The organism is Massilia eburnea (assembly GCF_009720745.1).
GTDB classification, from domain to species: Bacteria; Pseudomonadota; Gammaproteobacteria; order Burkholderiales; family Burkholderiaceae_D; genus Rugamonas; species Rugamonas eburnea.
In genome coordinates, this window is sequence record NZ_WNKX01000018.1 from 58576 (window position 1) to 85017 (window position 26442).

The window sequence follows — 26442 nt, forward strand, 5'->3', positions numbered from 1 at the left end:
GAGCCAGGCGCGCGCAGCATCAGTGCCCCGCCACCGGCATCGCAGGCGCGATCGCCGGCAATTGCGCCAGCTTGTCGCGCCAGTTCAGCCAGACGCCCTGCTGCGCCATGTCCGGCAATTGCGTCGTGCCGCTCGGCGCCTGGAACTGCACGCCCGTCTTCAGCACGGAAATCCAGAAATCGCGGCTCGGCCCGGAGGCGTCGCCCGCATGCACCCCGACCAGCGAGGCCGCGCCATCCCAGCGCTTGCCGCCGCCCGCATCGGTATGCGAATCAATCGTCGTCGGCTGGCCGTTGGCGTCCACGCCGTTCACCAGCAAGGAGCCGGAAACGCTGTTCAGCTTCAGGCCCACGTCGCCGCTGATGCTGTCAAAGCCCATGCGCATGCCGATCACTTCGCGCGGCGCCGTGGCGTCGCCGGTGTTGCGGTACACGACTTCGAAATAGGGATTGGTGATCGAAACCTTGCTGCCGTTCTGCCCGAACTGCAGCAGCGGCATGTCGATGTCGGCGCCCGTCCCTTCACGCGTGGGAAAGCGGTAATCGCCGAGGCGGATATTGCGCAAGCTGGCATTCAGCTGCACGTCCGCATCGAGCGCGATGCGGGTGAAGTCGAAGCCGCCCAGCGTGCTGTTGCTGACCGCCAGCAGCCCCTGCCCGCGTGTGCGCGACAGGTCGTCGTCGCTCATGGGGCGCAGCTGCGCGCAAGCCGGCGCACAGAAAAAGACGGCCGCCAGCGCGGCCGTAAAGAGACGGGATTCCATCATCAAGGATGTCGCAAAGCGGCCGCTCACGCGGCCGCGCCGCGAATTAGTGTGCCCAGATCCACACTTGGGTGCCGCGCAGGTCGATCTGGTTGATCGCCATCGAGCCGAAGGACTTGCCAGGGATGTTGTGGCCCATCTTGATCGAATCCACCGAGATGCTCAGCAGTTTGCTGTTGTCGACCTGTACGTCCGATGGGATCGCGATCTGCACCACGTCGCCGCCCGAGTAGTAGGCTGGGCCGGCCGACACCACGCCGGCAGCGGAAGCAGCCTGCAGGAAGGAGTTCTGCGACAGGATGTCGATGGTGGCAGCCACCAGGCCGGTCACCTTGATGTTGTTGAAGCTCACCGAGCCGCCACCCAGGCCAGTGGCTGGGTCCACTGCATCGGTGTCGGTGTAGACGAAGGAACCGATGTTCACGTTCAGGTTGGCGCCGATCGACACGCCGTCCTGGCCGGTAACAGCGCTCAGTTCTGCGTCTTTGATCGGGGTCATGGCGGAAGCGGACAGTGCCAGGGTGGACAGGGCGATTGCTACTGCGGCGGTCATGCTTTTCATATCGTTATCTCCGTTCGAATAATGGGTGTGGGATTGCTTGTTGTGTACCCCCTTGCCACGTCCAATCCTGGTGGGTCCGGCGCGGCGAGGTACCGTCTTAATATTGTCGCAATATTAATTAAATTTATGATAGGTGGCGCCGCCGCACAGGGTCTAGCGTTTCGCATTGACCGTGCAAGCCAAACACTTGGCCCTGCGAGCCACACAGAGGAAGAGCGCTGTTACGAGCATGTTGCTTGCTTTAGCATAAAGTTTCATGCGCGAAGTAGAGGTGTGCATCTAATTTTTTCAAGCTCCCGGCGCGCAAAACATGCGTAAATAAATAACAAAAGAGCAAGGACGAACGTTCGTCCACATTATTTGGAGACGCCATGGGAGCAGGAATCAACGCGCGCGCGACGCGCAAGGGCAGCGCTTACCCCAACGATCGGGGGCTGCCATGCTGATGCTGTTGATGGGGGTGCTGGCCGCCCTGATTGGCGGCGGCGCTGCACTCTCCCGCAACGAGGTCCAGGACCGGCCCAGGGACCAGTACGAAATGCCGCAAACCATGCTGGGCGGCGGCGCCTATACGCAATCGGTCAGCATGGAACCGTACTCCGAGCTCAAATACCGCCACATCGTGCGCCAGGCTTACGACTACAGCTGCGGTTCGGCGGCCCTGGTCACCATCCTCAAGTACCACCTCGGCCTCAACGTCACCGAGCAGCAGGCCATGGAAGGCATGCTGGAAAAGGGCGAAAAGGAAAAAATCATCGAGCGCCGCGGCTTCTCGCTGCTGGACATGAAGCGCTACGCCGCCTCGCTCAATGTGCCCGCCGCCGGCTACAAGGCGGAAGTGAAAGACTTGCTGACGCTGGACGAACCGGGCATCGTGCCGATCGACTACGGCGGCGCCAAGCACTTCGTGGTCTTGCGCGGCGTGCGCAACGGCGTGGTCTTCATCGCCGATCCTTCCGCCGGCAACCTGGCCTTCTCGGTGCAGGAATTCGCCACGCTGTGGGACAAGAACACCTTATTCATCCTGTCCGCGCCTGCCGGACAGAAAGCGCCGGCACAACTGGCGCTGAATGACCAGGAGCTGGGCGTGGTCGACATGGACCGCGTCACCAACCATGGCCAGCTGGATCCCCTCAACAACTCCACGCAACTGCTGGAACGTGCTGTCAACTCTGGTGCGGCACGCACCTGGATGCACCGTCAATAAGGAAATCGAGCATGAAATATGTCACCCTGCCTGTATTGCTTGCCACCGCGCTGCTGGTGCAGTCGACCGCCGGCGCCCAGGAAAGCACGGCAGCGAATAGCACCGATAAGGCACGCGATGCGCTGGCAAAGAAAGAAGGAGAAGGCGACCAGAGCGCCTTGTTGAAGGAGACCCTGACCGCGGTCGACAAGCAGTATTCCCTGATCCGCAAAGGCAAGTACCAGTTCACCTATGACCTGAACTACAGCTACATCGGCCAGGAAAAGATCGTCACCGATTACACGGCCGAAGGCCTGACCCTGTTCGAGATCGAAAACGTGTCGTCGCACGTCGTCACCAACACCCTGTCGGTGGACTACGGGGTGCTGGACAACCTGACCGCCAACGTGACCCTGCCGGTGATCGGCAAATATGCGGAAGCCAGGGGCAGCAACAACACTTCCTTCTCGCTGGGCGACATGGTCCTGGGCGCGCGCTTCCAGCCGTGGGAAGCGCGCCGCGACACGGCCAACTTCACCGCCCTCACCAACCTGCGCCTGCCGACCGGGCGCAGCCCGTTCAAGATCATCGCCGGCAGCGGCGAGGCGACCGGCAGCGGCGTTGCCGCGCTGTCGGTGGGCATGAACGTCAACCGCATCGTCGATCCGGTGGCGCTGTTCGGCTCCGTCTCGCTGACCGCCAGCGCGCCGGCCACGGGCCTGAACCAGGTCAACGGCACCCGCGTGCTGAACCGTGTGGCACCGGGAACACAGTTCGGCTTCGGCATGGGCTTCGCGTATGCCCTGTCGTATGGCATTTCTACAACGATGTCCTTCCAGGGCGCGATCTCGCAAGGCTCCAAGTTGCGTTTTGCCGACGGTTTGAACGTGAAGACTGCTTCCCAGACTTCGGCGATCCTGAACTTCGGCATGGGCTACCGCATGTCGCCGAAGAACACGGTCAATATGTCGGTCGGCATCGGCCTGACCGCGGACTCGCCGAACTTCTCGGTTGGCCTGAACATGCCGCTGGCGTTCTGACGAGGCAGCGATGCGCGCCCCGCTCCGCATGGCGGCATGTGCCGCTGCGATTTCCTGCGCCCTGCCCGCACATGCTGCGCTGGTGGAAAACCTGACCACCAGCGTGGTGGCCATGGCGCTGGGCAATGCCGTCACGGCAGATCCACCGGGCATCGACTCGGTGCACTTCAATCCTGCCGGGCTGGCGCGCCTGGACGGGGACCTGACGCAGCACACCGCGTTCGGCGCCTCGATCCGCGCCAACGCCACCTTTACCCGCCCCGATAATTTCGACATCGGCGGCTGGAAGGACGACCCGATCAGCGGCACCAGCACGGGGCCGATGCGGCAAGCGATGTACGTGCCGACATACGGCATGCCGGGCTGGCGCCTGCCCGGCGTGGTCGTGCCGACCCTGGGCTTCGCCTGGCACAACCCGGACTCGAAATGGACCTTCGCCACCAATTCCTATATGGCGCAGGCGATCAGCCTTGACCGCACCACGGATCCGAACGATCCGGGCCGTTTCGACGGGCGCCAGGTCCAGTTGCAGCGCCTGGTGTACGCCTCGCCCTCCTTCGGCTACAAATATTCGGACACGCTGCGCTTCGGCGCCGGCGTACCGATTGCGCACTCGGCCTTCGTGGTCGATACGCAGATGCGCTTCCCCAACCAGCTGCTGGGCATTTTCGGCAACCTGCAGAAGGGCTGGTGTCCCGAAGACGGCGGCAACATCATCGACGTCTTCGGTTTTGGCCTGTGCGGCGGCGGCAAGGAAGGCATGGTCAGCCCGTTCAAGACGGCGGCCGCAATGCGGCTGGAAATGACGGCCCCGGTCGACCCGACCCTGAACCTGGGCGTGCTGTGGGAACCGGCGCCGTGGTTCGCCTTTGGTGCGGTCTACCAGGGCGGTTCGAAAACGCGCTATACCGGTAAGTACGAATTCGACACCCAGCCGATGCTGCGCAATTTCGTCAAGGGCTTGAACTCCAGCCTGTTCGGGCCAGTAGCCGGCGCCATCCTCGGCCTGCCGCAGTACATACCGGAGGTGCAGAAAGGGAATATGTCGGCCACCATCGCCTTCCCTTCGCACGTGCAGGTCGGCGTAAAGTTCAAGCCGGTCAAATACGTGCAGCTGAACGTGGACGCCAGCTATGCGCACTGGAGCGACTGGAACCAGCTGGTGTTTGAATTCGACCAGAGCATCAAGCTGCTGGAAGTGGCGCGCCTGTACGGCATTCCCGACTCCACCAAGCTGAAGATCCCGCGCGGCTACAAGAGCGTGGTGAATTTCGGCTACGGCCTGCAGCTGTTCCCCTTCGACGGCATGGCGCTGCGCTTTGGCTACGAGCCGCGCAAGTCCTCGGTCCCGCTCAACAAGATCGACCTGATCGCCCCCCTGCCGGACACCAGGCTGTATAGCGTCGGCCTGAACTGGCGCATCAACAAGAGCTATGAGCTGAACCTGACCGGTTCCTACATGAAGGGCAAATTCGACGCGCCGGCCGAAACGTCGGACAACATGAACAGCACCAAATTCCTCAACATCATTTACAACCCCTATGCCGGCCATGACGTGGCGGGCGATATCAAGGTCCGTTATTTCGGATTCAGTTTAGTTGAACATTTCTAGGAGCGAATGAGATGAAAAAACTCGCGACAATGATCGCCGCCCTGGCCATCGGGAGCTCAGTCCAGGCGGCACAGGTTCCAGCGGCCAAACAGGAGTTGGTCAACCGCGTGCTGCAGCTGTGGCATCCGGAAACCATCGGCGAATCGATGCTGCAGCAGCCGGTGGGCGATGCGGTACAACAGGCGCGTGTCGTGCTGCAAGGGCGCGCAGTGCCGGAAAAACGCGATGCGGCGATGAAGGACATCCTCAGCGACGCTCGCCAGTTCATGGATGAAAACCGGCCGGCGGCGCATGCCAGCGCGCAAAAGGTTGTCGGTACCACGGTCGCCCCGATGCTGGCGGAACGCTTTACGGAAGACGAGCTGCGCCAGATCATTGCCATCCTCGAGTCGCCGGTGAAGAAAAAATTCGAAGCCATGGTGCCGGAGCTGCAGAAGAAGCTGGGCGAAGGCGTGGCGGCTGATACCCGCGCCACGATGGATCCGAAGCTCAAGGAACTGCAGGAGCGCATCGGCATGCGCCTGCGTAGTGCGGTGACGCCCTGAGCGGGAGCACAGGCCATGAGCTATTCTTCAGCTCTCCACTTGGTGCGCGGAGTGAAATCGCGCCTCACCCATTCCGGCGTCGAGGCGGAAGCGCTGTTCGAGCAGGCCGGCCTGAACGAAGGCGACGGACTGGCGTGCGATGCGCTGACGCTGTCGGACAAGCTTAGCCACCTGTGGGAGCTGGTGGTGGAACATTCGGGCGATCCGCTGATCGGGCTCAAGGTCTCCACCCCGCACCGCCTGGGCTGGCTGGGCGTGATGGGACACATCATGCTGCTTTCGCCCACCGTGCAATGCACGATCGAGCGCTGCCACGGCCACTCGCGCGTGGGCATCCTGCTGCCTGGCATGCACCGGGTCGTGCCGCGCCAGCGTTACGACTTCGTCTGGTGCGTGCTGCTGCGCACCCTGCGCTGCGCTTCCGGCCGCGACGACGCGGTGCCGGTGGTGGTGGAATATGCGTTCCCGGAGCCGGCCAATGCAGCCTTCTTTGAAAACACCTTCGGCTGCCCAGTGCATTTCAACCGTCCGCATAACGTGATGGAGTTTTCCGATTCCGACATGGTGGCGGCGCTGCCCAATGGCGGCATGCCGCAGGCGGACGGCGGCAAGCAGCTGCTGGCGCAGCTGGCGGAAGCGCATCCGCCGGCCTTCACGGCGCGGGTGCAGGAAATCCTCGCCTCGCTGCTGCCGAAAGGACCGCCGCACCGCGACACCGTGGCCGACCTGCTGGCCATGAGCGAGCGCACCTTGCAGCGCCGCCTGGCGGAAGAAGGCACCAGCTTTTCCAGCGTGGTGGACGACACCAGGCGCGCCCTGGCGCGGCAGTCGCTCGAAGCTGGCGACCTGTCCTTGAAAATGCTCAGCTTCCAACTGGGCTTTTCCGAGCCGAGCGCGTTTTACCGGGCCTGCAAGCGCTGGTTCGGCATGACGCCTTCCGACCTCGCAAATCATGGAGAAAAACATGGCATGGTATAGACCCGAACATCCGGCGCAGCTGTTCGGCCAGCTGCTGGTCAAGCACAAGCTGGTCACCGAAGAACAGCTGCGCAGCGCCATCGAGCACCAGCGCCAGACCGGCCAGCGCCTGGGCGAGATTTTCGCCGAGTGGAACCTGGTGACGCAGCAGCATGTGCAGGACATCCTGCGCAAGCAGCGCCGCGTGCGCATGGCGGCGGCCTTGCTGGGGGCGATCTTCGCGCCGCTCGAGGCTTATGCCGCCGAGACGCTGGCGGCGGCGCCAGCGGCCATCACAGCGCCCGCCGCAGTCCTGCCGCGCGAAGGGTCCATGGCGCCGCTGGCCGAGGGCGAACTCGATGCAGTGTCGGCGCAAGGCCTCGATGAGGACCTGGTGCACCAGGTGCGCGAGCGGCTGAAGCAGAACGGCGTGGAAGTGAACGGCGACCTGGCAAAGCTGGTCAACCCGGTACTGGGCGTGCTCGATGCGGATGTCAGCATGCATAACGTGGTATACGCGGCGAACCGCGCTACGTCCACCGTCAATCCCGACGGCTCGCTGTCGCTCAACCTGCCCACCACGATTGGCGAAATCAATTTCAACAACATCCGCGTGCATGGCGCCGGGCCGGGCGGACCGTCGTTCGGCAGCATCTCCATGCGCGGCATCGACCTGAGCGGCACGGTCATCTCACTGGCGCTCAAGAAATGAGGCGCGCCGTCCGCTTGATGGCCCTGGCGCCCTCTCTGGCATTTTCAACCGCCATGGCGGGCTCGCAAACGCCCGATTCTGCGACACTTGCCAGCGGCGCCGTGCAGGTGCTGGAAACGCCCAGCCCCGGCCTGCCCGGCAAGGCCTTCACGGCCTGGACCCTGGTTGATGCGTCCGTGCCGCGGCTGTGCGCCATGGTGCAGGACTACCCCTCCTATTCCTCCTACATGCCGAACACGAAGAGCGCCCTGCCGGTTGGCGCCGGCGATGGCTTTGTGCTGGTCGACATGACGCTCGACCTGCCCTTAGGCCAGGAAAAGAGGTACCGCCTGCGCCTGGAGCCGCAGCAGCCCGACCCTTCGCAGTGCCGCCTGAGCTGGCGCCTGGTCCCGACGGGACTGGCGGCAGGCGATACGATCGCCGACACCACCGGCTACTGGCAATTCACGCCAGCTCCGGGCGACAATGGGAAAACGCTGGTGGAATACCACGTCTACGCCGATCCAGGCCCTGTGCCGTATGGCTTCGGCTGGATCGTCGAGATGATGAGCAAGCGCAGCCTCCCGCGCACGCTGGAAGCCTTGCGTACGCAAGCCGCCAAATAGGCTACTCGGCGCAGCGGAACACGCTGCGCATCTTGTCGCGCTGCTCCTGCGTCAGGCGCGCATTGGTGGCGTTGTAGATGAAGTTCTCTTCTTCACGCAGCAGCAGGAAACTGCCGTCGGCTTGTTCGGTCCACACCAGATAGGCGCAGTAAGTGTCGGCGTTGGCGAAACGGCCGGTGAAGTCCACCGCCGCATAGGTGCCAGGCGTGCCGCTTTGCGAGCTGCGGTAGATCGTCACCTTCTTCAATTCGCGCTGTTGCATGGCGCCTGCGCGCGCCGTGCTGTCTGCGCTGGCGTCGCGCCATTCATCATAAGTCCATTGCTTTTGCAGGCCTGGCCCCATGCGTTGCCAGGCCTGGCGATAGCGGGCCGCATCCTTGTCGGCGAAGTAGGCCTTGCTCAATTCTTCGATGCGCGCCTTCTGCGTGCTGGTCGGCTGCCAGGCTGGCGCCGCGCCAGCCTGGCTTGCCGGGGTCAGCGATTGCTGCAGCGCTGTGTTCATGCGGCGGAATTCTTCCAGCATATTGTCGCAAACCTGCCGCGAGGCGTGGCACAGTGCATTCATCGTGATTGCGGGCCGGCCGTTTTCCAGGACCACGGTTCGCCGCACCGCGGCGGGATGCGCCGGATGGCCGGGCTGCGTGAACGACCAGAGTGTACGGTTTGCCTTGTCGTCGGCGATGGTCCAGCCGTTTTCTTCGGCAAGCGTCACATCGCCGCGCGCCTTCAACGACGCCAGCGCGGCCTCGGCGGAGGGGTAATCGAAGGTGTTCGTGGCGGCGGCGGCCAGTATCAGGAAATTAAGCATTGTTGAAATATAGACCAAGATTCAATGAAGTGCTAGGATCCCTGGTCAGACCACCAATCCACTTGTCGTCATGCCATCCACCCAACGCCTGTCCGACGTCGTCGCCACTGAACTGGAAAACCGTATCCTCGAAGGCTCGCTGAAGGCGGGCGACCGGCTGCCGTCCGAACGCGAACTGGCGGTGGAACTGGGCGTGTCGCGGCCTTCGCTGCGCGGCGCCTTGCAGTCGCTGGCGGCCAAGGGCTTGCTGATTACGCGCCATGGCGGCGGTACTTTCGTGACCGATTCCATGCAGGCGGCGTTCACGGATCCGTGGCAGCAGATGCTCAAGGATCATCCCGACATTCATGGCGATATGCTAGAGTTCCGCCATATGCTGGAAGGCCAGGCGGCGCAACTGGCGGCCGAACGGGGGACAGAGGAAGATTTCGAACGGATCCGCCAATGCCATGAAGCGCTGGAGCGCGCTTTTGCGGCGCAGGACCTGGCGATGTGCATCAAGACCGACGTCGACTTTCACCAGGCGATTGCGGAGGCTTCGCACAATGTGATGATCGGGCATTTGAGCTCGAGCTTGCACAAGGTGATGGAGGGCCATGTGCAGGGGAACCTGGAATACCTCAATGCGCGGCCGGAGCTGTGGGCGCAGCTGCAGGCGCAGCACCGGGCGATCTGGGATGCGGTGCGTGAGCGCAGGATGGAACTGGCGCGCAGTGCGGCCAATCAGCACCTGGAGTTTGTGCAGATGACCATGCGGGAGAATTTGAAGAATGAGGAGCGGAGGACTGCGGCTGTGCGGCGTCTGGAAAACCGGTAAACCAGTGTCCGGCCCGCAGGGCCAGACACTGGCATGCGGCGGTCGCCGATCGGTGTCAGACCCTGTGGCTCCGACACCGGTTTACCGGTTTTTGCCGAACGGATCACCAGCGCGCCAAGCCGGCATCTTCGGCGCATCCGCAACAATCCGCCCCAGGTTCAAGGCAAACTGCGCCATCTGCGTCATCCCCGCCATCGACCAGTCCGGGTCATATTCGTCGCTCACCTGGTGGTACTTCTTGCGGTAAGACGCCCGCATCTGCTCGGCCTTCTCCTTATCCCCAAGATAATCCCCGCCCGAGGTAATCGAGAACGCCGGCACGCCCGCCTTCGCGAACGAGAAATGATCCGAACGGAAGTAACCGCCCGACAAATCCGGTTTCTCCGGCGCGATCACCATCTTCATGCCCTTGGCCGCCGCTTCCGCCATCTTGCCCAGGTCGGTACGCTCGCTGCCGGCGGTGCCGATATCGCGCGTCACGCCGATCCAGTTCAGCGAATCCAGGTTCAGGTTGGCCGCAGTCTTGGCCAGCGGCCACAATGGCGCCTCCGCATACGCTGCGCTGCCGAGCAGGCCCTGCTCTTCCGCCGCCACCCAAAGGAACATCTGGCTGCGCTTGGCCGGCGCCTTCACCGCCTCCTGCGCCATGGCCAGCAAGGCGGCGCTGCCGGAGGCATTGTCAACCGCACCGTTATAGATCGTATCGGCCTTGGCCTCGCCGCCCGAGTTTTGCATGCCCAGGTGATCCCAGTGCGCCGTGTAGATCACCACTTCATCCTTCAGCTTCGGATCGGTGCCCGGCACCACGCCCGCCACATTGAACTGCTCGACATTGCGCACCACGGCCTTCATCTCGCCCGCCAGCTTGGCCTTCAGCGCCACCGGCTGGAAGTCCTTGCGTTCGGCCGCTGCGCGCAGCTGGTCCAGGTCCAGCCCGGCGGCCTTGAACAGCGCCGCGGCGGTGTCGTTGGTCAGCCAGCCCTGCAGCGCGGTGCCGGGCGTGCCTTGCGCCAGCTGGAAGCGTTCCACGCCGTCCCAGCTGTTCTGCACGACGCTGTAGCCATAAGAAGCGGAAGCATCGGTGTGGATCAGCAGTGCGCCGGCCGCGCCACGGCGCTTGGCTTCCTCGAATTTGTACGTCCAGCGGCCATAGTAGGTCAGGGCCTTGCCGCCGAAGCGGTTCGGCGCTTCGGCCGTCGGCATCGGGTCGTTGACCATCATGACGATGACCTTGCCCTTCATGTCCTGGCCTTTGTAATCGTCCCAGCCCTCTTCCGGCGCCGTGATGCCATAGCCGACGAATACCAGGCCGGCATTGAAGCTGTGGTCGGCCTGTGCATCGCCCGGTGCATACACCCAATCCTTGCCGAAGCTGGCCGGCAGCGCGACGCCGTTCACCTCCATGCGCAGGCTCGATGCCGCCGCATCAGTCTTGACGCCGGCAATCTTCACCAGCTGACGGTAGGTGTTGCCGTTGCCCGCCTTCAGGCCGACCGCCATGGCCTGGTTTTCCAGGTAGGAGACGGTCAGGTCGCCGCCGCGCTGGCCGGTGCCGCGCCCTTCCAGCAGGTCGCTGGAGAGGAAGGCCAGGTGTGCGCGCAGCGGCGCTTCCTGCACGATGGGCTGCACTGCCTTGCCGGTCTTGGCGCCCGCTGCATAAGCGGGGGCAAACGCCAGCGCCACGGAGACTGCAAAAATGGTTTTTTTCATGAGATCGCGGTGTGTTTGGTCGATGGTGGCGGCGCCTTGGCCGCGCGGGGCATTCTAGCGGATTTGCCGCATCCGCCAAGCTGCAGCGCAGCATGCGCGGTGGTATGCTACGGCCCGTATGAAACTGCATCCTTACATCGGCCGTTTTGCGCCCTCCCCGACCGGACCACTGCACCTTGGCTCGCTGGTGGCCGCCATGGCCAGCTATCTCGACGCCAAGGTCCACGGCGGGACGTGGCTGGTGCGGGTGGAGGACGTGGACCGCGACCGCAACGTGGCCGGCGCCGACCAGCACATCCTCTCATCGCTGCAGCGCTGCGGCATGCAATGGGATGGCGACGTAACGTGGCAGCTGCAGCGACAGGATTTGTATGAAGCGGCGCTGCGCCAGCTTGGCGAAAACATCTACCCTTGCGCCTGTTCGCGCAGGGAAATTGCCGACTCCCAGCTGCGCCTGGGCCAGGCTGGCCAGCCGAACCTGGTCTATCCCGGCACTTGCCGCCAGGGCCTGGCGCCCGGCCGCACGGCGCGTGCCCTGCGCCTGCGCACGCCGCAGCAGCCGCATTGCATCATCCGCTTCCACGACCGCTTTGCCGGCGACATAAGCCAGGACATCACGGCCGAAGTGGGTGATTTCGTGATACGCCGGGCTGACGGTTTCTGGGCCTACCAGCTGGCGGTGGTGGTGGACGATGGTGCGCAAGGCATCACCGACATCGTGCGCGGCGCCGACCTGCTGGACTCCACGCCGCGCCAGATATTCCTGCAGCAGCTGCTTGGCTTGCCGCAGCCGCGCTACCTGCACGTGCCGGTGGTGGTCAATGCCGACGGCGAGAAGCTGTCCAAGCAAACGGGCGCACAAGCGTTCGATACCGGCGCCCCGGCCGAAAGCCTGCTCGGCAGCGCCCTGTTGCCGGCTGCGCGCTTGCTCGGCCTGGCGATACAGGCCGAGACGATCGACGCCTTCTGGCGCGCCGCCGTGCCAGCCTGGGATGCGGTGCTGCGCGCCCACGGTGAGTCGCCGCACAGACCCTGATTGGTGCTGGCCGCACACTGCCTGCATCATGCGAAAGGAGGTGGGCCATGCGGCTCCTGATTATCTCTGCCTTGTGCGCGACGGCGCTGCCGGCGGCCGCCGACGACAGCCTGTACCGCTGCATCGACACCCAGGGCGTCGTGATGCTGACCGACCGCCCTTGTGAAACTTTGGCGGTGGCGGCGCGCCCCGTTCTGGAAAAGGAGCATTTCGTACTGCCGCCTTCGGAGCAGGGGCGCAGCCGCTGGGCCAGCAAACCGCCGGTGACCTTGCAGCCTAAAATCGATGTCGAAACCCTGCGCCTGGCGCGCCAGGCACTCGCGTTGCGCGAGAAGGTCGCCAGCGCACGTTGAAGCGCTACGCTTCGCTATCCTCCAGCGGCAGCAAGAGCATGCAGCCGGCCGCCGCCCCATGCACGATGGGCAGGAACAGCAGTGTCACCAGGGCCGGGGCTTCCGGATCACTGACGGAAAAGTAAGTTATCGCCACCGCCATCACGATCGGCGCCAGCGGCAGGATGGCCGCGCCGATGGTGGCCGGATTCAGGCGGCGCACGGCCAGCATATTCAACAGCAATGCCAGCAGGTAGAGGGTGCGGTACACCCATTCGGAGCGGGCGGTAGCAAAGTGCAGTTCCGCAAGCATCCCTTGCATGAGTAACCCGAGCAATAAGGTGAATAAAAGCGCGGGCAAAGCAGAGCGTTCCATGATCACTTTGGCCTCCCATCGTCACTAAAAGTAACAAAGCAGGTTCTGTGCCACGCCTTTATGTCAAGGGGAACTCAATCGTGCGTCGCGGAATGTGGGGATTTCTGTAAGGAATTTCGACATGTAGCGGTTGAAGCGAACCGGGTGACAGCCAGGCTGCAATACACGGCCAGTAGCAGTCCGGGTAGCAGTCTCATAGCTGATCCATGGCAGCACGCGGGTTATAATAGCGGGCTTATCTTTTGGATAACCGGTTTTCAAGATGACGACGCACACCAAGACAGACCCTCGCCCCGCCGTTGTTTTACTGCACAGTTCGCTCAGCTCGCGCAGCCAGTGGGCCACCCTGATGGCCGAGCAAGAGGCCAATTTCCGTTTCATCGCCATTGATCTGTTGGGCTACGGCAAGTCCGCCTTCCCGACCGAGGCCGCTGCCGCCGGCTACACGCTGGCGCATGAAGCCGACGCCGTAGCTGCCGCCCTGGCCTCCCACCTGGACGCTGGCGAGCAATTCCACCTGGTCGGCCACTCCTATGGCGGCGCCACCGCCCTGCGCCTGGCGCGCCAGATGCGCGAGCGCGTGCTGTCCTTGTCGGTCTTCGAACCGGTCGCCTTCCACCTGCTGCCGGCGGCTGACGCAGGCCGCCAGGAAATCGAAGCCGTCGTGGCGCGCATCAATGCCGCATCGACGGCGGAAGACGCCACCCGTACCTTCATCGATTATTGGAACCGCGACGGCGCCTTCGACGCCCTGCCGGAAGTACAGCGCCACCGCTTCACCAACGGCATCGCCAAGGTCAAGCTGGACTTTGTAGCCTTGCTCGGCGAGCCGGCCCGCCCCGCCGACATGGCACTGCTGGACATGCCGGCGCTGGTGATGGCCGGCGCCAAGGGCCCCGCCTCCACCCGCCGCGTGGCCGACACCCTGGCCGCCGCGCTGCCGCAGGCGCGGTTCACCCTGACCGCCGGCGGCCATATGGCGCCGATCACGCACGCCGCGGCCGTCAATGAAGTGCTGCTTGGCTTCCTGGAAAACCAGCGCTTGATCGCCTGAATGTATTGTTCGATAATGTCCGGATAACAATCCGGGGGGCGGCATCATGAGCGATACGCGATACAACCAGCAGTTGGCGGTCCAGGTGGACAAGGGCATTGAGCTGCTGGCGCAAATGGGCGCGGCCAACGCCTGGATTTATATGCAAAGCAACCAGGTTCCGCGCAGCGTTATCCTGCGCGTGCTGGCCTACCCCGAGCAGCGCCGCCGCCACAGTTCCAGCCCCTCACTGCATTAAGTTCAACTCGCGCACGGCCTGCAGCACGCGCAGCTTGGCGGCATCGGGCCGCTTGCCGCTGCGCCAGGCCACCATTGCCTCCCATTCCCAGCGAGGCAAATCCCTGATCACCAGTTTTACCAGGTTGCCCAGCTTGAGCTGGCGCGCCGCCGCCATCTCCGGCATGAAGGTCAGGAAGCCGTGCTCCTGCGCCAGCAGGATGGAGGCCGCTGAAGGCTGGATGGCGTGGATCGGGCTGTCGCTGCGGCGGTGGACGCGGATCATCCGGATCAACTCATCGCAATCCTCCCCCCAATATTGGGGCGCCAGCCGCGCATTGGCCACGTCGGCCAGTTGCAGCGGGCCGCGCCTGGTCAGCGGGTGGCCGCGCCGCACCACGGCCACGATGGGCGATACAGACAGGCGCTCCAGGTGGACGCCGGCGATGGCGGGACACTTCAGCACCAGGCCCAGTTGCACACGTCCGGTCAGCAGCTTTTCCATGATAACGGGCGAGTGATCGGTGCTGCAGCGGATTTCCAGCGGCGCGTCGGCCAGCTTGAGCAGGATGGGTCCGAACAGCAGCGCCGCCAGCGAAGGCACGCAGGACAGGGCCACCTGCGGCAGCGCCGGCGCGCCTTGCACCGCCTGCCGCCCCGCCTCGAGCGCGGACAGGGCCTGCTGCGCCGCCGGCAAAAAAGTCAGGCAGGCCGGCGTCGGCGTGGCGCCGCGCCGGTGCCGTGCGAACAGCTGCACGTTCAGTTGCTCCTCCAGCGCCGCCACGCGCTGGCTCACCTGCGGCTGCGACCAGCGGCGCCGCGCCGCGGCCTGGCTGAAACTGCCGCACTCCACGATTTCCAGCAGCAGGGCCAGGTCATCGAAGCTCAGTGACATAAGCAAATCCAATACGAAATATGATGAGATAACGGCTTCTATTATGTCTCAGTCATCCCTAAGATGTCTGCATCGAATGGGAGGAATGATGTCGGGTGCAGAAAACGCAAGGCGGCTGGGCAAACGGTTCTTGATGGTCGACCACGTGCTGGTGGTGGGCGGCTTCTACCTGGTGTTTCCCGGCATCGGCCTGCATTTCGTCGGGCAATTGGGTTGGGCCGCCGCCGCTGTCGGCCTGGCGCTTGGCGCACGCCAGATGGCGCAGCAGGGCATGGCGCTGTTCGGCGGCTCGCTATCGGACCGCTTCGGCACCAAGCCCCTGATCGTGGGCGGCATGCTGCTGCGCGCCGCCGGCTTTGGCCTGATGGGCTTCGCCGCCAGCCCGGCATGGCTGCTGCTGTCCTGCGTGATGTCCGGGCTGGGCGGCAGCCTGTTCGAACCGGCGCGCGGCGCCTTGGCGGTGAAGCTGACGCGCCCTGCGGAGCGGCCGCGCTTCTATTCCCTGCTGATGATGCAGGAAAGCGTGTCCGCCGTGACGGGCGCCCTGCTCGGCACCATGCTGCTCGGCGTCGACTTCCGGCTGGTGGGCCTGGGCGGCTGCGCCCTGTTCGTGCTGGCCGCGCTGGCCAACGCCTGGCTGATGCCGGCCTACCGTGTCGCCACGCCCGGCACGTCCGCCTTCGCGGCCATGCGCATTCCCTTGCGCGACAAAGCCTACATGCGCCTGGTCCTGACCTTGAGCGGCTACTACATCATGACGGTGCAGCTGATGATGCTGGTGCCCGTTACGTTGACCAAGCTTTCCGGCACGCCGCGTACCGCGGCCTGGATGTACGCGATGGATGCGGCACTCGCGCTCACTTTGCTGTATCCGGTGGCGCGGCTGGGCGAGCGTTACCTGACGCTGGAAGCGCGCCTGCTGGGCGGGATCGGCATCATGTCCTGCGCCGTGCTGGCAATGGCGGCTGCACACTCGCTGCCGGCCATGTTCACCTGCATCGCAGTGTTCTACAGCGGCTCGCTGGTCGCCGAGCCGGCGCGCGAATCGCTGGTCTCGCGCTACGCACAGCCGTCGGCGCGCGCCAGCTACATGGGCCTGAGCAGGATCGGCCTGGCGGTCGGCGGTCTCTCGGGCTACACGGCAGGCGGCTGGCTGCTGGACCTGGGCCGCGGCCTGGGCATGCCCGCCCTGCCCTGGCTGATGCTGGGGGCTATCGGCATGCTGACCCTGGCCGTTCTGGCGCACGGAATGGCGGAAAAAAAAGAGCCCGCCATCAGCAGCGGGCTAAACACTTTGGTTGGGTAATTCATTGTAGTTCGCGAAATTGTGAAACATTCTCACCAATCGTCACCCATGCAAAAATCGTTATAGCAGATCTGAAAAAATGCATCGCAACTGTTGGGCTACACGGCATAAAATGCTGGGATGAAGACCTACCATGCCGAATGCGTCCTGCCGCTCGCCGCAGAACTGGGCGAAGGCCCGCTCTACCTGCCGGCGCAAGACCGCCTGCTGTTCGTTGACCTCAAGCGTTGCATCGTGCACGCCTGGGATGCTTCTGCCCATGAGCACCGCAGCTGGCTGCTGCCGGAATATATCTGCTGGCTGGTGCCGCGCCGCGATGGCGATGGATTCATGGCAGGATTGCACGACAGCGTCGTGCGCCTGTGGCTGGAGCCGGAGCTGCGCACCGAGCCGGTCATGCGCGTGGTCGATAGCGCTGCCGGCCAGCGCCTGAACGACGCCAAGGTCGACCCTGCCGGCCGCCTGTGGTTCGGCTCCATGCACAATACCGATTACCAGAAGGCCGTGGGCAAACTGTTCCGCCTCGACGCTGGCCTGCAGCTGCAGGTCGCGGACGAGGGTTACCATATCTGCAATGGCCCGACTTTCGCGCCGGATGGCAGCGTGCTTTATCACTCGGACAGCTTCCACGACGTGACCTACTGTTATCCGCTGTCCGCGGATGGCAGCCTGGGCACGCGCGAAGTATGGCGCCGCTACACCGGCGGTTCGCCCGATGGCATGCAGGCCGACAGCGAAGGCTGCATCTGGGTTGCCACCTGGGGTGGCAAGCGCGTTTGCCGTTTCAGCCCTTCCGGCGAACTGCTGGCGGAAGTGCCGCTGCCGACATCGCATCCCGCTTCGCTGGCGTTCGGCGGCGAGGACCTGCGCACCCTGTACATCACCACTGCGCGCGAAGGCTTGTCGGCGGAGCAGCTGGCCCAGGAGCCCCTGGCTGGCGCAGTGTTCCGCGCCCGCATCGACGTGCCGGGCCTGCCGGCCAACGCTTTCGGCTGATCAGTACAGCTCTTTCGCCGCGCTGCGCACGGCCTGCAACAGCAGGTTGGCGCCCGGCGACATCAGGTGGTCTGCCTTGGTGATGATGCCGAATGCGTCCATGCGGAACGGCAGCTCCAGCGGCAGGATCGAAAGCACGTTCAACTCTTCGTAGTAGCGCGCCACTTCCACCGGCATCACGTGCAGGGCATCGGTTTTTTGCAGCAGCGCCGTAATCAGCAGCTGGGAAGTCGTATCCACCACGTCGACCGGCGGTTCCAGCCCTGCGCGGCGGAACATCATGTCGCAGCGATGGCGCAGGATGCTGCCCTGCGGCGGCAGGATCCACGGGCGGTTGGCGATATCCTTCAATTGCAGCTTGTCGCGCGCCAGCAGCGGGTGGCCGGTGCGCACCACGGCGCATGCCGGTTCTTCCGTCAATTCTTCGTAGACCAGGCCCGCCGTGCTCTCCTTTTCCAGGATGCGGCCGATCATGAAGTCCAGCGTGCCGCGCTGCAGGAGTTCCATCAGCACGTTGCTGGCCTCCACCTGTACGCCGATGCGCAGCAGCGGCGCTTCCTTCTTGACGCGGGTGATGGCGTTGGGCAGCAGGTTCATGGCGGGCGTCATGATGACGCCGACTTCCACCTGGCCGGACAGGCCGGCTTTCAGCGTCACGATGTCGTCATGCGCCAGGGCCAGGCTGGTGAGGGCCATGCGGGCGTGGCGGATCATGGTTTCACCGTACAAAGTCGGCTCCATGCCGCGCGGCAGGCGCTCGAACAGCTTCACATCGAGCATGTCCTCCAGGTCCTTGAGCTGCTTGGATGCGGCAGGCTGCGTCATGTGCAATTCTTCGGCTGCACGGTGGATGTTGCGGTGCTCATCCAGCGCGATCATCAGCAGCAGTTGGCGGGTTTTTAACCTCGCCTTCAGGAACCAGTTGGGATTCGGGGTAGTCATGCGGGGCATGATACCACCGCCGTTATCCACCAATAAGTCGCGCTTCATTTGCAGCCCGCCGAAGGATTGGCGGCCGGGCCTTCCGCCGTTTGCGGGATAAAGGCGATCGTGCCGTCCGGGTTGTAGTGCAGTTCTTCCACTGCGACGGAGCGGCGGAATTCGCCGCCGGTCGGCAGCTTGTCGTTGTGGTAGAAGATGTAGGACTTGCCGTTGAAGTCGATGATCGCCTGGTGGATGGTCTTGACTACCTTGTTCATGTCCATGATCTTGCCGCGGAAGGTCCAGGGGCCGGTGGCGCTTGGTCCGGTGGCGTAGGCCGTCTCCTCCGGGAAGTTGCGCGAGTAGCTCAGGTAGTAGGTCTTGTCGTGGCGGTGCAGGTAGGCCGCCTCGGTGAAGTTGTCGATGCCGACAGTGTGGATCGGGCCATCGAGCTCGATCATGTTTGGCTTCAGCCTGGCATATTTCAGCACGCGGTTGCCCCAGTACAGGTAGGCCTGGCCATCCTTGTCGATGAAAACCGCTGGGTCGATGTCATCCCAGGGGATGTCGGTCTCCCTGGTCATGTCGTTGCTGACCAGGGCGCTGCCGCGCGCATCGACGAAGGGGCCGCTCGGCTTGTCCGACACGGCGACGCCAATCGCCTTGCCAGGCTTGCTCGCATCATGTTCGACGGGCGCGTAGAAATAGTATTTGCCGTAGCGCTTGGTGACGTCGGCGGCCCAGGCGTCGGCCTTGGCCCATTTGAAGGCCTTCACGTTCAGCGGCGAACCCTGGTCGGTCCAGTTCTTCATGTCGCAGGATGAGAGCACGCGCCACTCGCGCATGACGTAGTCCTTGCCATCTTTCGGCGCCTCGTCATGGCCGACATAAAGGTAGACGCGGTTGCCGTCGACCAGGGCGGCCGGGTCGGCAGTGAAAATGTCCTTGACGATCGGATTGCCCGCCTGGGCCAGCGTAGTCAGCGTAGCCAGTGCCGATGCGACGGCTGCTTTCTTGAACATGGAGTCTCCTTTTAGTTTTTCTGTTTCCAGGCCAGCAGGCGTTGCAGGGCGCAGAAGGCGAACAGCAGCACGCCGATGACAATCTTGGTCCACCACGAACTGAGCGTGCCGTCGAAGACGATCAGGGTCTGGATGGCGCCGAGCACCAGTACGCCGGTGAGCGCGCCCGCCACATAGCCATAGCCGCCCGTCAGCAGCGTGCCACCAATCACCACCGCGGCGATGGCATCGAGTTCGGTGCCCTGAGCGTGCTGCCCGTACCCGGACAGCATGTAGAACGCGAACAGCAGGCCGGCCAGGGACGCGCAGCCGCCGCTGATGGCGTACACGGCGACCTTGGTGGCGCCGACGGGAAGCCCCATCATCTGCGCCGATTGCTCGTTGCCGCCGACCGCATACACGGCGCGGCCGAATGGGGTAAGGTGCGCCACCGCCATCGCTACCGCCAGCAGGGCGAGGGCCACCAGCACGCCGGGTGAGACAAAGCCGTCGAAGATGCTGATCTGCGCCTGCGAAATGGCGACAAAGGCCGGGTCTTCGATCGGGATCGAATTCACGCTGATCAGGTAGCACAGGCCGCGCGCCAGGAACATGCCGCCCAGGGTAACGATGAACGGTTGCAGGCGGAAGAAGTGGATCAGGGCGCCCATGCCGGCGCCGAATACGGCGCCCATCACCAGCACGGCGGCCATCACGGCGGCTGGCGGCCAGTGCGCTGCATGCAGCAGCCAGGCCGCCACCATCGTGCTGAGGGCGAGCACGGAGCCCACCGACAAGTCGATGCCGCCCGACAGGATGACGAAGCTCATGCCGATGGCAATCACCAGCAGGAAGGCATTATCGATCAACAGGTTCAGCATCACCTGCAGCGACAGGAAGCCGGGATAGGCGGCTCCGCCGGCCACCAGCAGTACCAGCAGCAGGCCGACTGTGACAAGGGAAGTGAAATACGGGGCGCGGGTCATGCCTTGCTCCTTTGCGACAGGCAGACCGCGAACACCACCAGCGACTTGACGACGAGGTTGACTTCCGGCGGCACGCCAAGCGAATAGACGGTATAGGTGAGGGTCTGGATGATCAGGGCGCCGATCACGCTTCCAGCCAGGTTGAATTTGCCGCCGGCCAGCGAAGTGCCGCCGAGCGTAACGGCGAGGATCGCGTCCAGTTCCAGCAGCAGGCCGGCGTTGTTGGCATCCGCGCTCTTGATGTTGGAGCTGATGATCAGGCCTGCCAGTCCGGCGCAGACGGCGCAGAAAGCGTAGCTGGCAAACACCAGCGCGCCGGCGCGGATGCCGGCCAGCCTTGCGGCGACCGGGTTGATGCCGACTGCTTGCGTGAACAGGCCGAGGGCGGTCTTGCGCATTGCGACGGCTACGGTGGCCACCACGGCCAGCGCCACGTACAGCGCAACCGGCAGGCCAAGCAGGTAGCCGCTGCCAAGGACAAAGAAGTCGTCGCGGTAGACGGTGATGATCTGGCCGTCGGTCACCAGCTGCGCCAGGCCGCGTCCTGCCACCATCAGCACCAGGGTGGCGACGATTGGCTGCAGGCCAAGGCTGGCCACCAGAAGGCCGTTCCATACGCCGCACAGCAGGGCGGCGCCCAGTGCGGCGGCGAAGGCGAACCAAAGCGGCTGGTCGGCGGCGGCCATGGTGCAGGCGACTGCCGCCGCCAGCGCCACCACGGCGCCGACCGAGATGTCGATGCCGCGCATGGCAATGACGACGGTCATGCCGGTGGCGGCCAGCATCAGCGGGGCGGCGCGGTTCAGGATGTCGACCATGGCGCCGTACAGGTGACCGCCTTTCACCTCCAGATGGAAGAAGCCGGGGACCGCGAACAGGTTAATCAACAGCAGTACGATCAGCGCACCGAGCGGACGCGCCAAGGGGTGCGCGGCAAGCCGTGCGCCGAGCCGCGGCGCCGCCGCAGTTGGCGCGGCGGCGATGGCGGCCGGCGCAGCGGAGGTGGTGGAGTGCGTCATGCCGTCTCCCCTGCAATGGCGTGCAGCACCGTGGTCTCGTCCAGGTCGCCGCGGCGGTATTCGCCGCAGGCGGCGCGGTCGCGCATCACAATCATGCGGTCACTGCAGCGCAAGACTTCCGGCAGCTCGGACGAGATGAACAGCAGCGACATGCCGCGCTTGCACAGCGTAGTAACGTAATCCATGATTTCCTGCTTGGCGCGCACATCGATGCCGCGCGTTGGTTCGTCCAGTATCATCAAGCGCGGACCGGTGGCCAGCCAGCGCGCCAGCAATACCTTCTGCTGGTTGCCGCCCGACAGCGTGCCGATCGGCGTTTCGATGCTGGCAGTACGGATGCCCAGCGCCTTGACATATTCTTCCGCCAGCTCGCGCTGTCGTTGCATCGGTATCGCGCGCAGCATGCCCTGGCGCGCCTGCAAGGCCAGAACCAGGTTTTCGCGTACCGACAGCGACAGCACCGCGCCCTCCAGCTTGCGGTCTTCCGAGCAGAAGCCGATGCCTGCGGCAATCGCCTGGCGCGGGTTGGCAAAGGCGCCGAACGCTTTATCGCCAATCACGATATCGCCCTTGTCGGCGCGGTCGGCGCCGAACAGCAAGCGTGCCAATTCGGTACGCCCGGCGCCCAGCAGACCAGCCAGGCCAAGTACTTCGCCGGCGCGCACCTGCATGTCTACCGGCTGCAGGACACCTTTGCGTCCCAGTCCTCGGGTGGCCAGCACTACAGGCGCAGCGTCGCCGGCGTCGCTCCGCGCTTCCTGCCGCTCGGCGGCAGCAGCAGGCCCGCCATCTTCCGCATCCGCCGGCTTGCCGATCATCTTGTTCACCAGCGCCAGGCGCGAAAGATCGGCAGCAGCGTACTCCCCTTCCCGCTCGCCATTCCGCATGACCGTAATGCGGTCGGAAATGGCATAGGTCTGGTCGAGGAAATGGGTAACGAACAGGATCGCCATCCCCTGCTCGCGCAAGCGGCGCAGCACGCGGAACAGCAACTGCACTTCCGCCTCATCGAGGCTGGACGTCGGCTCGTCGAGCACCAGCACGCGCGCCGAAATATTCAAGGCCCGCGAAATAGCCACCATCTGCTGGATTGCCAGCGGATAGCGCGACAGCGGGGCCGTCACGTCGATATCAATTTCCAGGTCGCGCAGCAATGCCGCAGCCCGCGTGCGCATGGCGCCCCAGTCCACCAGTCCCCACTTGCGCGGGTAGCGGCCGATAAAAATATTCTCCGCGACCGACAAGTTCGGACACAGGTTCACTTCCTGGTAGACGGTGGAAATGCCAAGGTCCTGCGCCTCTTGCGTCGAGCCGGGCCGGATCTCGCCCCCCTCCATCACGATGCTTCCCCGGTCCGGTGCATGCACCCCAGTCAGCACCTTGATCAAGGTCGATTTCCCCGCGCCGTTCTGCCCCATCAGCGTATGCACTTCACCGGGATAGAGCCGCAACCCGGCCTCGCTGAGCGCCTTCACACCGGGAAACTCCTTATGGATGCCGGACAGTTCCAGCACCGGAGCCACTGTGTTAGCCATCAGTATTTCCGGTTAGGGAGTTCCTTGGCCGCCACCTCCGCCGGGAACACGCGTTCTTCGGTGACGATGCGCGGCGGTACCGGCTTGCCCGCGACCACGTCCTGCGCCGCCTTCATCAGCTGCGGGCCAAGCAGGGGGCTGCATTCAACCGACACGTTCAGCTTGCCGGCGACCATGGCCTGGAAGGCGCCCTTCACGCCGTCGATGGAAACGATGATGATGTCCTTGCCGGGCTTCAGGCCCGCTTCCTCGATCGCCTGGATGGCGCCAATCGCCATATCGTCGTTGTGGGCATACAGCACGTTGATATCCTTGCCATGGGCTTTCAGGAAGGCTTCCATCACCTCCTTGCCCTTGGCGCGGGTGAATTCGCCGGTCTGGGTGCGCAGCATCTTCAGCTTAGGGTTGCCTTTGATCGCTTCCTCGAAACCAGCCTTGCGGTCAAGCGCCGGGGCCGAACCGACGGTGCCCTGCAGTTCAACCACGTTCAACACCGGCTTGTTCGACTTGGCCGCGTAATCGGCCAGCCACCGGCCGGCGCGGCGGCCTTCTTCCACGAAGTCGGAGCCGATCAGGGTCACGTACAGCGATTTGTCGGCCACATTGACCGCGCGGTCCGTCAGGATAACGGGAATCTTCGCCGCCTTGGCTTCACGCAGTACGGTCTCCCAGCCCGTTTCCACCACGGGCGAGAACGCGATCACGTCCACTCGCTGGGCGATGAAGGAGCGGATCGCTTTGACCTGGTTCTCCTGCTTTTGCTGCGCGTCGGCGAATTTGAGGGTGATGCCGGCCTGCTTCGCGGCGTCCTTGATGGAAGCGGTGTTAGCGCTGCGCCATTCGCTTTCCGCGCCAACCTGCGAAAAGCCCATCACCAGCGGCTTGGCCGCAAACGAGCTGCCGGATGCAGCAACAGCTAAGGCGAACGCGCCGCCGAGAATAGTCCTGCGGGTGACAGTCATGCCGGTCTCCAGAATTTTGTAGTAAGTCAATATTAGGAGAATCCGCCATGCCGATCTAATTCATTTTTTTGCAGGAACCATATCGATTTTGTTATCGCAACAGGCGCAGGCCATACAGGCCGCCAGCAATCGAACCGGGGTGCGCGACGAACTTCACTTCCAGTTTGCCTTCGCGCGCCGCATCGGCCGGCACGGGCAGCTCGAGCGAATAGAATGCCTCGCCCTTTCGTTCGATCGTCACGGTCTGCAGCAGCCGGCCATTCAACAGCACATCGAATACCCGGCCAGCATCGCCCGACGCCAGCATCAGTTGCAGGATGCGGGCGCGGCCCTCGCGGTCTTTGAACTCATAACTGAACCAACTGCTGGCATGGCGCCAGCGCCGGGTACCATTCAGGCCTGCATCCGCCCCCTCGCCCTTGAAGAAGTGATCCGACTCGGGCTGCTGCTCGCCCGGCGCAACCTGGTCGATGGTGCGGGCGTCCAGCTCCAGGCGCGCCGATTCTTCGGCCTTGGCCTTTGCCTTCATGTCCGCCAGGCCGGCGGACGTCGTTTGCTGCCAGTAGATCATGTAGCGCGAGTCGTGCAGGCGGAAGAACGGAATGAAGCGCAGCGTTCCTGCGCCCTGCCCCTGGACCAGCCCCGGCGCGGTAAATGTCAGCGGCTCACCCGGCACCGCCTTGAACTTGCCGAGGAAATCCTTGCTGTCGCTGACGAATACCGGTGCCGCTTCCTGCGGGCACACCGGTCCCTGCGCGATATGGCCCATGCGGGAATCGTCGGCGAAGAACTGCAGCTGCTCGCCTGGGAATGGCGACGTCTTCGCGGCCAGCACAATCGGCCCGTGCAGGACGGCATAGTAATTCGACTTGTCGGGCATCTGCTCAAGCGTGGTACGCATCGGGAGGCGCACGTCGACCGTGTCGCCCTTGCGCCACTGGCGCGCCAGTTCCACATACCCGCCCGGTGCTGCGCGCACCGGCACCGGCTTGCCATTGACGCGCACCGTCAACGCTCCGCGCGCCACCCAGCCGGGATAACGGATCTTGAGCGTGAACTTGCCGCCGGCATCCACGGTGAGCCGTGTACTGGCCTGGTCCGGGAAGCGGCTCGACTGGGTCAGCACGACACCTTTCTCCCGCCATTCAAGGCGCGATGGGATGAACAGGTTGACCAGCAGCGCATTGCCGTCGTGGGCGTAAATGAACTCGCCGTACTTGGCCTGGCTTTCGATGCCGGAGCCAACGCAGCACCACATGGCCTTATCGACTCCCGAGTAAACGCGGTAGTGGTTGGGGCGCATTGGCGTGAAATAGACAAAGCCGCCACTTTCCGGCCGCTGCGACGAGAGAATGTGGTTGTAGAGTGCACGCTCGTAGTAGTCACCGTATGCCGCATCAGGGTCGCGGCGGTACAGCATCTCCGTGAGCTTGAGCATATTGTAGGTGTTGCAGGTCTCCGGACCTTCAACCTCGCTGCTCATTGACGAGAAGTCCTTGTCGTCGTGGAAGTGCTCCTTGACGCTGTTGCCGCCGATGGCCACGGTCCGGTGATCATGTACCGTGCGCCAGAAGAAAGCTGCAGCGTTGTGCCATTGCTGCTCGCCTGTCAGCTCGGCGATGCGTTCAAATCCGATCACTTTCGGAATCTGGGTATTGGCGTGCAGGCCGGTGAGTTCGTCGCGGCCCGCCGCCAGCGGCTGCAGGATGGCCTGATGCGAGAAATGCTTGGCCGCCGCCATATAGCGCGGGTCGCCCGTCAACTGGTAGGCGTCCGCCAGCACCTCGTTCATCCCGCCATGCTCGGCGCGCAGCATGGATTGCATTTGTTCGTCGCTCAGGGCGCCCGTCATATTGACGGTCCAGCCGGCGAACTTCAACAGCATTTGCCGCGCGTCTTCGTTGCCGGCGTAACGCCAGGCGTCGCGTAGTCCGGCGGCGATCTTGTGCAGGTTGTACCAGGGAACCCATTTGCCGTTGACCGAGAAGTTGTCGGCATGCAGTTTGCCGTTGGCGATGTCGCTCCACGCCTCGCGGCCGCCAGGGATACCGCCAAGGTAGCCATCTCGTCCCTGCGTCTTTTTCAGCTCCCGCACAAAATAGTCGAGGCGCTCGCGCACCAGGCTGTCGCCGGTAGCTGCCCACATCAGGGACAGGGCGGAAAGGTAGTGGCCGCCCATGTGGCCATCCAGGCCGCTTGACTCCCAGTTGCCGTACGACGGTTTCGGCAGCGGCAGCCCGGCTTCGCGGCGGAACGGCGCGAGCAGGCGGTCGCCATCGAGGGCAAGCAGGTAGCGCAGGTCAGTGTCCTGTGCCTCCAGGAACGGACTTGGCAGCAAACGGACATCGCTAAGGGGAAAGAGTTCGGCCGCCAGCGCCGCTGTCGGCGCGAGCGCGCTCCCAACGGCACCAGCGCCGAGCAGCACAAAGGCTGCCGCCACGCGCATTGCGCGCGCGGCCGCGCCAGCCCCCAACGGTCGCATGGCGGCCG

27 protein-coding genes are annotated in these 26442 nt (G+C 64.1%); 14 read left to right on the plus strand and 13 right to left on the minus strand.

Annotated elements, in window-relative coordinates:
* Positions 1 to 19 precede the first annotated feature (19 nt).
* On the minus strand, positions 20 to 766 hold the full coding sequence (locus GM658_RS20720; RefSeq protein ID WP_155455959.1) for a hypothetical protein: 747 nt from the start codon (positions 764 to 766) through the stop codon (positions 20 to 22).
* Positions 767 to 809: 43 nt separating this feature from the next.
* Complete coding sequence (locus GM658_RS20725; RefSeq protein ID WP_155455960.1) at positions 810 to 1325, minus strand: DUF6160 family protein; 516 nt, start codon at positions 1323 to 1325, stop codon at positions 810 to 812.
* Between the two features lie 439 nt (positions 1326 to 1764).
* Here GM658_RS20725 and GM658_RS20730 point away from each other — a divergent pair, with 439 nt between their 5' ends.
* From GM658_RS20730 to GM658_RS20760, 7 genes are read left to right on the plus strand one after another with little or no spacing between them, the layout of a single operon-like run.
* Positions 1765 to 2532 (plus strand): C39 family peptidase, encoded by a 768-nt coding sequence (locus GM658_RS20730; protein WP_155455961.1) that lies wholly within the window; start codon positions 1765 to 1767, stop codon positions 2530 to 2532.
* Between the two features lie 11 nt (positions 2533 to 2543).
* On the plus strand, positions 2544 to 3551 hold the full coding sequence (locus tag GM658_RS20735) for a transporter (RefSeq protein WP_155455962.1): 1008 nt from the start codon (positions 2544 to 2546) through the stop codon (positions 3549 to 3551).
* A 10-nt stretch (positions 3552 to 3561) separates the two neighbouring features.
* On the plus strand, positions 3562 to 5163 hold the full coding sequence (locus tag GM658_RS20740) for an OmpP1/FadL family transporter (protein ID WP_155455963.1): 1602 nt from the start codon (positions 3562 to 3564) through the stop codon (positions 5161 to 5163).
* An 11-nt stretch (positions 5164 to 5174) separates the two neighbouring features.
* Positions 5175 to 5708 (plus strand): DUF2059 domain-containing protein, encoded by a 534-nt coding sequence (locus GM658_RS20745; protein WP_155455964.1) that lies wholly within the window; start codon positions 5175 to 5177, stop codon positions 5706 to 5708.
* Between the two features lie 15 nt (positions 5709 to 5723).
* Complete coding sequence (locus tag GM658_RS20750) at positions 5724 to 6686, plus strand: AraC family transcriptional regulator (protein ID WP_155455965.1); 963 nt, start codon at positions 5724 to 5726, stop codon at positions 6684 to 6686.
* Positions 6673 to 7377, plus strand: coding sequence for a cyclic di-GMP-binding domain-containing protein, MshE-related (locus GM658_RS20755; protein ID WP_155455966.1), 705 nt, complete (start codon positions 6673 to 6675; stop codon positions 7375 to 7377). The genes GM658_RS20750 and GM658_RS20755 overlap by 14 nt, the downstream gene beginning before the upstream one ends.
* On the plus strand, positions 7374 to 7982 hold the full coding sequence (locus GM658_RS20760) for an SRPBCC family protein (protein ID WP_155455967.1): 609 nt from the start codon (positions 7374 to 7376) through the stop codon (positions 7980 to 7982). The genes GM658_RS20755 and GM658_RS20760 overlap by 4 nt, the downstream gene beginning before the upstream one ends.
* A gap of 1 nt (position 7983) precedes the next feature.
* Here GM658_RS20760 and GM658_RS20765 read toward each other — a convergent pair whose 3' ends face one another.
* Positions 7984 to 8790, minus strand: a complete 807-nt coding sequence (locus GM658_RS20765; RefSeq protein WP_155455968.1) for a DUF4019 domain-containing protein — start codon at positions 8788 to 8790, stop codon at positions 7984 to 7986.
* Between the two features lie 70 nt (positions 8791 to 8860).
* On the opposite strand from GM658_RS20765, the gene GM658_RS20770 reads away from it, so the two are divergent.
* Positions 8861 to 9607, plus strand: coding sequence for an FCD domain-containing protein (locus GM658_RS20770; RefSeq protein WP_155455969.1), 747 nt, complete (start codon positions 8861 to 8863; stop codon positions 9605 to 9607).
* Between the two features lie 81 nt (positions 9608 to 9688).
* Here the strand turns inward: GM658_RS20770 and GM658_RS20775 are convergent, their stop codons facing one another.
* Positions 9689 to 11317 carry a M28 family peptidase gene (locus GM658_RS20775; protein WP_155455970.1) on the minus strand — a complete coding sequence of 543 codons (1629 nt, stop codon included), beginning with the start codon at positions 11315 to 11317 and terminating at the stop codon, positions 9689 to 9691.
* A 118-nt stretch (positions 11318 to 11435) separates the two neighbouring features.
* Between GM658_RS20775 and gluQRS the strand changes: the two genes are divergently transcribed.
* Positions 11436 to 12353 carry a tRNA glutamyl-Q(34) synthetase GluQRS gene (gene gluQRS / locus GM658_RS20780; protein ID WP_155455971.1) on the plus strand — a complete coding sequence of 306 codons (918 nt, stop codon included), beginning with the start codon at positions 11436 to 11438 and terminating at the stop codon, positions 12351 to 12353.
* Positions 12354 to 12400: 47 nt separating this feature from the next.
* Complete coding sequence (locus tag GM658_RS20785) at positions 12401 to 12706, plus strand: DUF4124 domain-containing protein (protein WP_155455972.1); 306 nt, start codon at positions 12401 to 12403, stop codon at positions 12704 to 12706.
* A 4-nt stretch (positions 12707 to 12710) separates the two neighbouring features.
* Here GM658_RS20785 and GM658_RS20790 read toward each other — a convergent pair whose 3' ends face one another.
* The gene (locus tag GM658_RS20790) at positions 12711 to 12998 is read right to left on the minus strand and encodes a hypothetical protein (protein ID WP_170298902.1); all 288 of its coding nucleotides are present in this window, start codon (positions 12996 to 12998) and stop codon (positions 12711 to 12713) included.
* Positions 12999 to 13323: 325 nt separating this feature from the next.
* Between GM658_RS20790 and GM658_RS20795 the strand changes: the two genes are divergently transcribed.
* Positions 13324 to 14115: an alpha/beta fold hydrolase gene (locus GM658_RS20795; RefSeq protein ID WP_155455974.1), complete on the plus strand. Its 792-nt coding sequence runs from the start codon at positions 13324 to 13326 to the stop codon at positions 14113 to 14115.
* A 46-nt stretch (positions 14116 to 14161) separates the two neighbouring features.
* Complete coding sequence (locus tag GM658_RS20800) at positions 14162 to 14353, plus strand: hypothetical protein (protein ID WP_155455975.1); 192 nt, start codon at positions 14162 to 14164, stop codon at positions 14351 to 14353.
* On the opposite strand, the gene GM658_RS20805 is transcribed toward GM658_RS20800, so the two are convergent.
* The gene (locus GM658_RS20805; protein ID WP_155455976.1) at positions 14342 to 15226 is read right to left on the minus strand and encodes a LysR family transcriptional regulator; all 885 of its coding nucleotides are present in this window, start codon (positions 15224 to 15226) and stop codon (positions 14342 to 14344) included. The genes GM658_RS20800 and GM658_RS20805 overlap by 12 nt on opposite strands.
* An 85-nt stretch (positions 15227 to 15311) precedes the next feature.
* On the opposite strand from GM658_RS20805, the gene mdtH reads away from it, so the two are divergent.
* Positions 15312 to 16532, plus strand: coding sequence for a multidrug efflux MFS transporter MdtH (mdtH, locus tag GM658_RS20810; protein WP_211841905.1), 1221 nt, complete (start codon positions 15312 to 15314; stop codon positions 16530 to 16532).
* A gap of 120 nt (positions 16533 to 16652) precedes the next feature.
* Entirely contained in the window at positions 16653 to 17528 is an 876-nt protein-coding gene (locus GM658_RS20815) for an SMP-30/gluconolactonase/LRE family protein (protein WP_155455977.1), read from the plus strand.
* Here the strand turns inward: GM658_RS20815 and GM658_RS20820 are convergent, their stop codons facing one another.
* The 7 genes from GM658_RS20820 to GM658_RS20850 all read right to left on the minus strand — a co-directional run bounded on the left by GM658_RS20820 (position 17529) and on the right by GM658_RS20850 (position 26434).
* Positions 17529 to 18470: a LysR family transcriptional regulator gene (locus tag GM658_RS20820; RefSeq protein WP_155456018.1), complete on the minus strand. Its 942-nt coding sequence runs from the start codon at positions 18468 to 18470 to the stop codon at positions 17529 to 17531. It lies immediately after the preceding gene.
* 44 nt (positions 18471 to 18514) lie between these two features.
* Positions 18515 to 19471, minus strand: coding sequence for a glycoside hydrolase family 43 protein (locus GM658_RS20825; protein WP_155455978.1), 957 nt, complete (start codon positions 19469 to 19471; stop codon positions 18515 to 18517).
* An 11-nt stretch (positions 19472 to 19482) separates the two neighbouring features.
* On the minus strand, positions 19483 to 20436 hold the full coding sequence (yjfF, locus tag GM658_RS20830) for a galactofuranose ABC transporter, permease protein YjfF (RefSeq protein WP_155455979.1): 954 nt from the start codon (positions 20434 to 20436) through the stop codon (positions 19483 to 19485).
* Positions 20433 to 21455: an ABC transporter permease gene (locus GM658_RS20835; protein WP_155455980.1), complete on the minus strand. Its 1023-nt coding sequence runs from the start codon at positions 21453 to 21455 to the stop codon at positions 20433 to 20435. The genes yjfF and GM658_RS20835 overlap by 4 nt, the downstream gene beginning before the upstream one ends.
* Positions 21452 to 22990: a sugar ABC transporter ATP-binding protein gene (locus tag GM658_RS20840; RefSeq protein WP_155455981.1), complete on the minus strand. Its 1539-nt coding sequence runs from the start codon at positions 22988 to 22990 to the stop codon at positions 21452 to 21454. The genes GM658_RS20835 and GM658_RS20840 overlap by 4 nt, the downstream gene beginning before the upstream one ends.
* Positions 22990 to 23952 (minus strand): ABC transporter substrate-binding protein, encoded by a 963-nt coding sequence (locus tag GM658_RS20845; RefSeq protein ID WP_155455982.1) that lies wholly within the window; start codon positions 23950 to 23952, stop codon positions 22990 to 22992. Before GM658_RS20845 ends, GM658_RS20840 begins: the two co-directional genes overlap by 1 nt.
* Before the next feature lie 91 nt (positions 23953 to 24043).
* Entirely contained in the window at positions 24044 to 26434 is a 2391-nt protein-coding gene (locus GM658_RS20850; RefSeq protein WP_229416996.1) for a glycoside hydrolase family 127 protein, read from the minus strand.
* Positions 26435 to 26442: the final 8 nt, after the last annotated feature.

Coding starts and splice junctions, on each gene's coding strand:
- GM658_RS20720 (WP_155455959.1), bottom strand. CDS start 766: ATGATGGAATCCCGTCTCTTTACGGCCGCGCTGGCGGCCGTCTTTTTC.
- GM658_RS20725 (WP_155455960.1), bottom strand. CDS start 1,325: ATGAAAAGCATGACCGCCGCAGTAGCAATCGCCCTGTCCACCCTGGCA.
- GM658_RS20730 (WP_155455961.1), top strand. CDS start 1,765: ATGCTGATGCTGTTGATGGGGGTGCTGGCCGCCCTGATTGGCGGCGGC.
- GM658_RS20735 (WP_155455962.1), top strand. CDS start 2,544: ATGAAATATGTCACCCTGCCTGTATTGCTTGCCACCGCGCTGCTGGTG.
- GM658_RS20740 (WP_155455963.1), top strand. CDS start 3,562: ATGCGCGCCCCGCTCCGCATGGCGGCATGTGCCGCTGCGATTTCCTGC.
- GM658_RS20745 (WP_155455964.1), top strand. CDS start 5,175: ATGAAAAAACTCGCGACAATGATCGCCGCCCTGGCCATCGGGAGCTCA.
- GM658_RS20750 (WP_155455965.1), top strand. CDS start 5,724: ATGAGCTATTCTTCAGCTCTCCACTTGGTGCGCGGAGTGAAATCGCGC.
- GM658_RS20755 (WP_155455966.1), top strand. CDS start 6,673: ATGGCATGGTATAGACCCGAACATCCGGCGCAGCTGTTCGGCCAGCTG.
- GM658_RS20760 (WP_155455967.1), top strand. CDS start 7,374: ATGAGGCGCGCCGTCCGCTTGATGGCCCTGGCGCCCTCTCTGGCATTT.
- GM658_RS20765 (WP_155455968.1), bottom strand. CDS start 8,790: ATGCTTAATTTCCTGATACTGGCCGCCGCCGCCACGAACACCTTCGAT.
- GM658_RS20770 (WP_155455969.1), top strand. CDS start 8,861: ATGCCATCCACCCAACGCCTGTCCGACGTCGTCGCCACTGAACTGGAA.
- GM658_RS20775 (WP_155455970.1), bottom strand. CDS start 11,317: ATGAAAAAAACCATTTTTGCAGTCTCCGTGGCGCTGGCGTTTGCCCCC.
- gluQRS (WP_155455971.1), top strand. CDS start 11,436: ATGAAACTGCATCCTTACATCGGCCGTTTTGCGCCCTCCCCGACCGGA.
- GM658_RS20785 (WP_155455972.1), top strand. CDS start 12,401: ATGCGGCTCCTGATTATCTCTGCCTTGTGCGCGACGGCGCTGCCGGCG.
- GM658_RS20790 (WP_170298902.1), bottom strand. CDS start 12,998: ATGCTTGCGGAACTGCACTTTGCTACCGCCCGCTCCGAATGGGTGTAC.
- GM658_RS20795 (WP_155455974.1), top strand. CDS start 13,324: ATGACGACGCACACCAAGACAGACCCTCGCCCCGCCGTTGTTTTACTG.
- GM658_RS20800 (WP_155455975.1), top strand. CDS start 14,162: ATGAGCGATACGCGATACAACCAGCAGTTGGCGGTCCAGGTGGACAAG.
- GM658_RS20805 (WP_155455976.1), bottom strand. CDS start 15,226: ATGTCACTGAGCTTCGATGACCTGGCCCTGCTGCTGGAAATCGTGGAG.
- mdtH (WP_211841905.1), top strand. CDS start 15,312: ATGATGTCGGGTGCAGAAAACGCAAGGCGGCTGGGCAAACGGTTCTTG.
- GM658_RS20815 (WP_155455977.1), top strand. CDS start 16,653: ATGAAGACCTACCATGCCGAATGCGTCCTGCCGCTCGCCGCAGAACTG.
- GM658_RS20820 (WP_155456018.1), bottom strand. CDS start 18,470: ATGACTACCCCGAATCCCAACTGGTTCCTGAAGGCGAGGTTAAAAACC.
- GM658_RS20825 (WP_155455978.1), bottom strand. CDS start 19,471: ATGTTCAAGAAAGCAGCCGTCGCATCGGCACTGGCTACGCTGACTACG.
- yjfF (WP_155455979.1), bottom strand. CDS start 20,436: ATGACCCGCGCCCCGTATTTCACTTCCCTTGTCACAGTCGGCCTGCTG.
- GM658_RS20835 (WP_155455980.1), bottom strand. CDS start 21,455: ATGACGCACTCCACCACCTCCGCTGCGCCGGCCGCCATCGCCGCCGCG.
- GM658_RS20840 (WP_155455981.1), bottom strand. CDS start 22,990: ATGGCTAACACAGTGGCTCCGGTGCTGGAACTGTCCGGCATCCATAAG.
- GM658_RS20845 (WP_155455982.1), bottom strand. CDS start 23,952: ATGACTGTCACCCGCAGGACTATTCTCGGCGGCGCGTTCGCCTTAGCT.
- GM658_RS20850 (WP_229416996.1), bottom strand. CDS start 26,434: ATGCGACCGTTGGGGGCTGGCGCGGCCGCGCGCGCAATGCGCGTGGCG.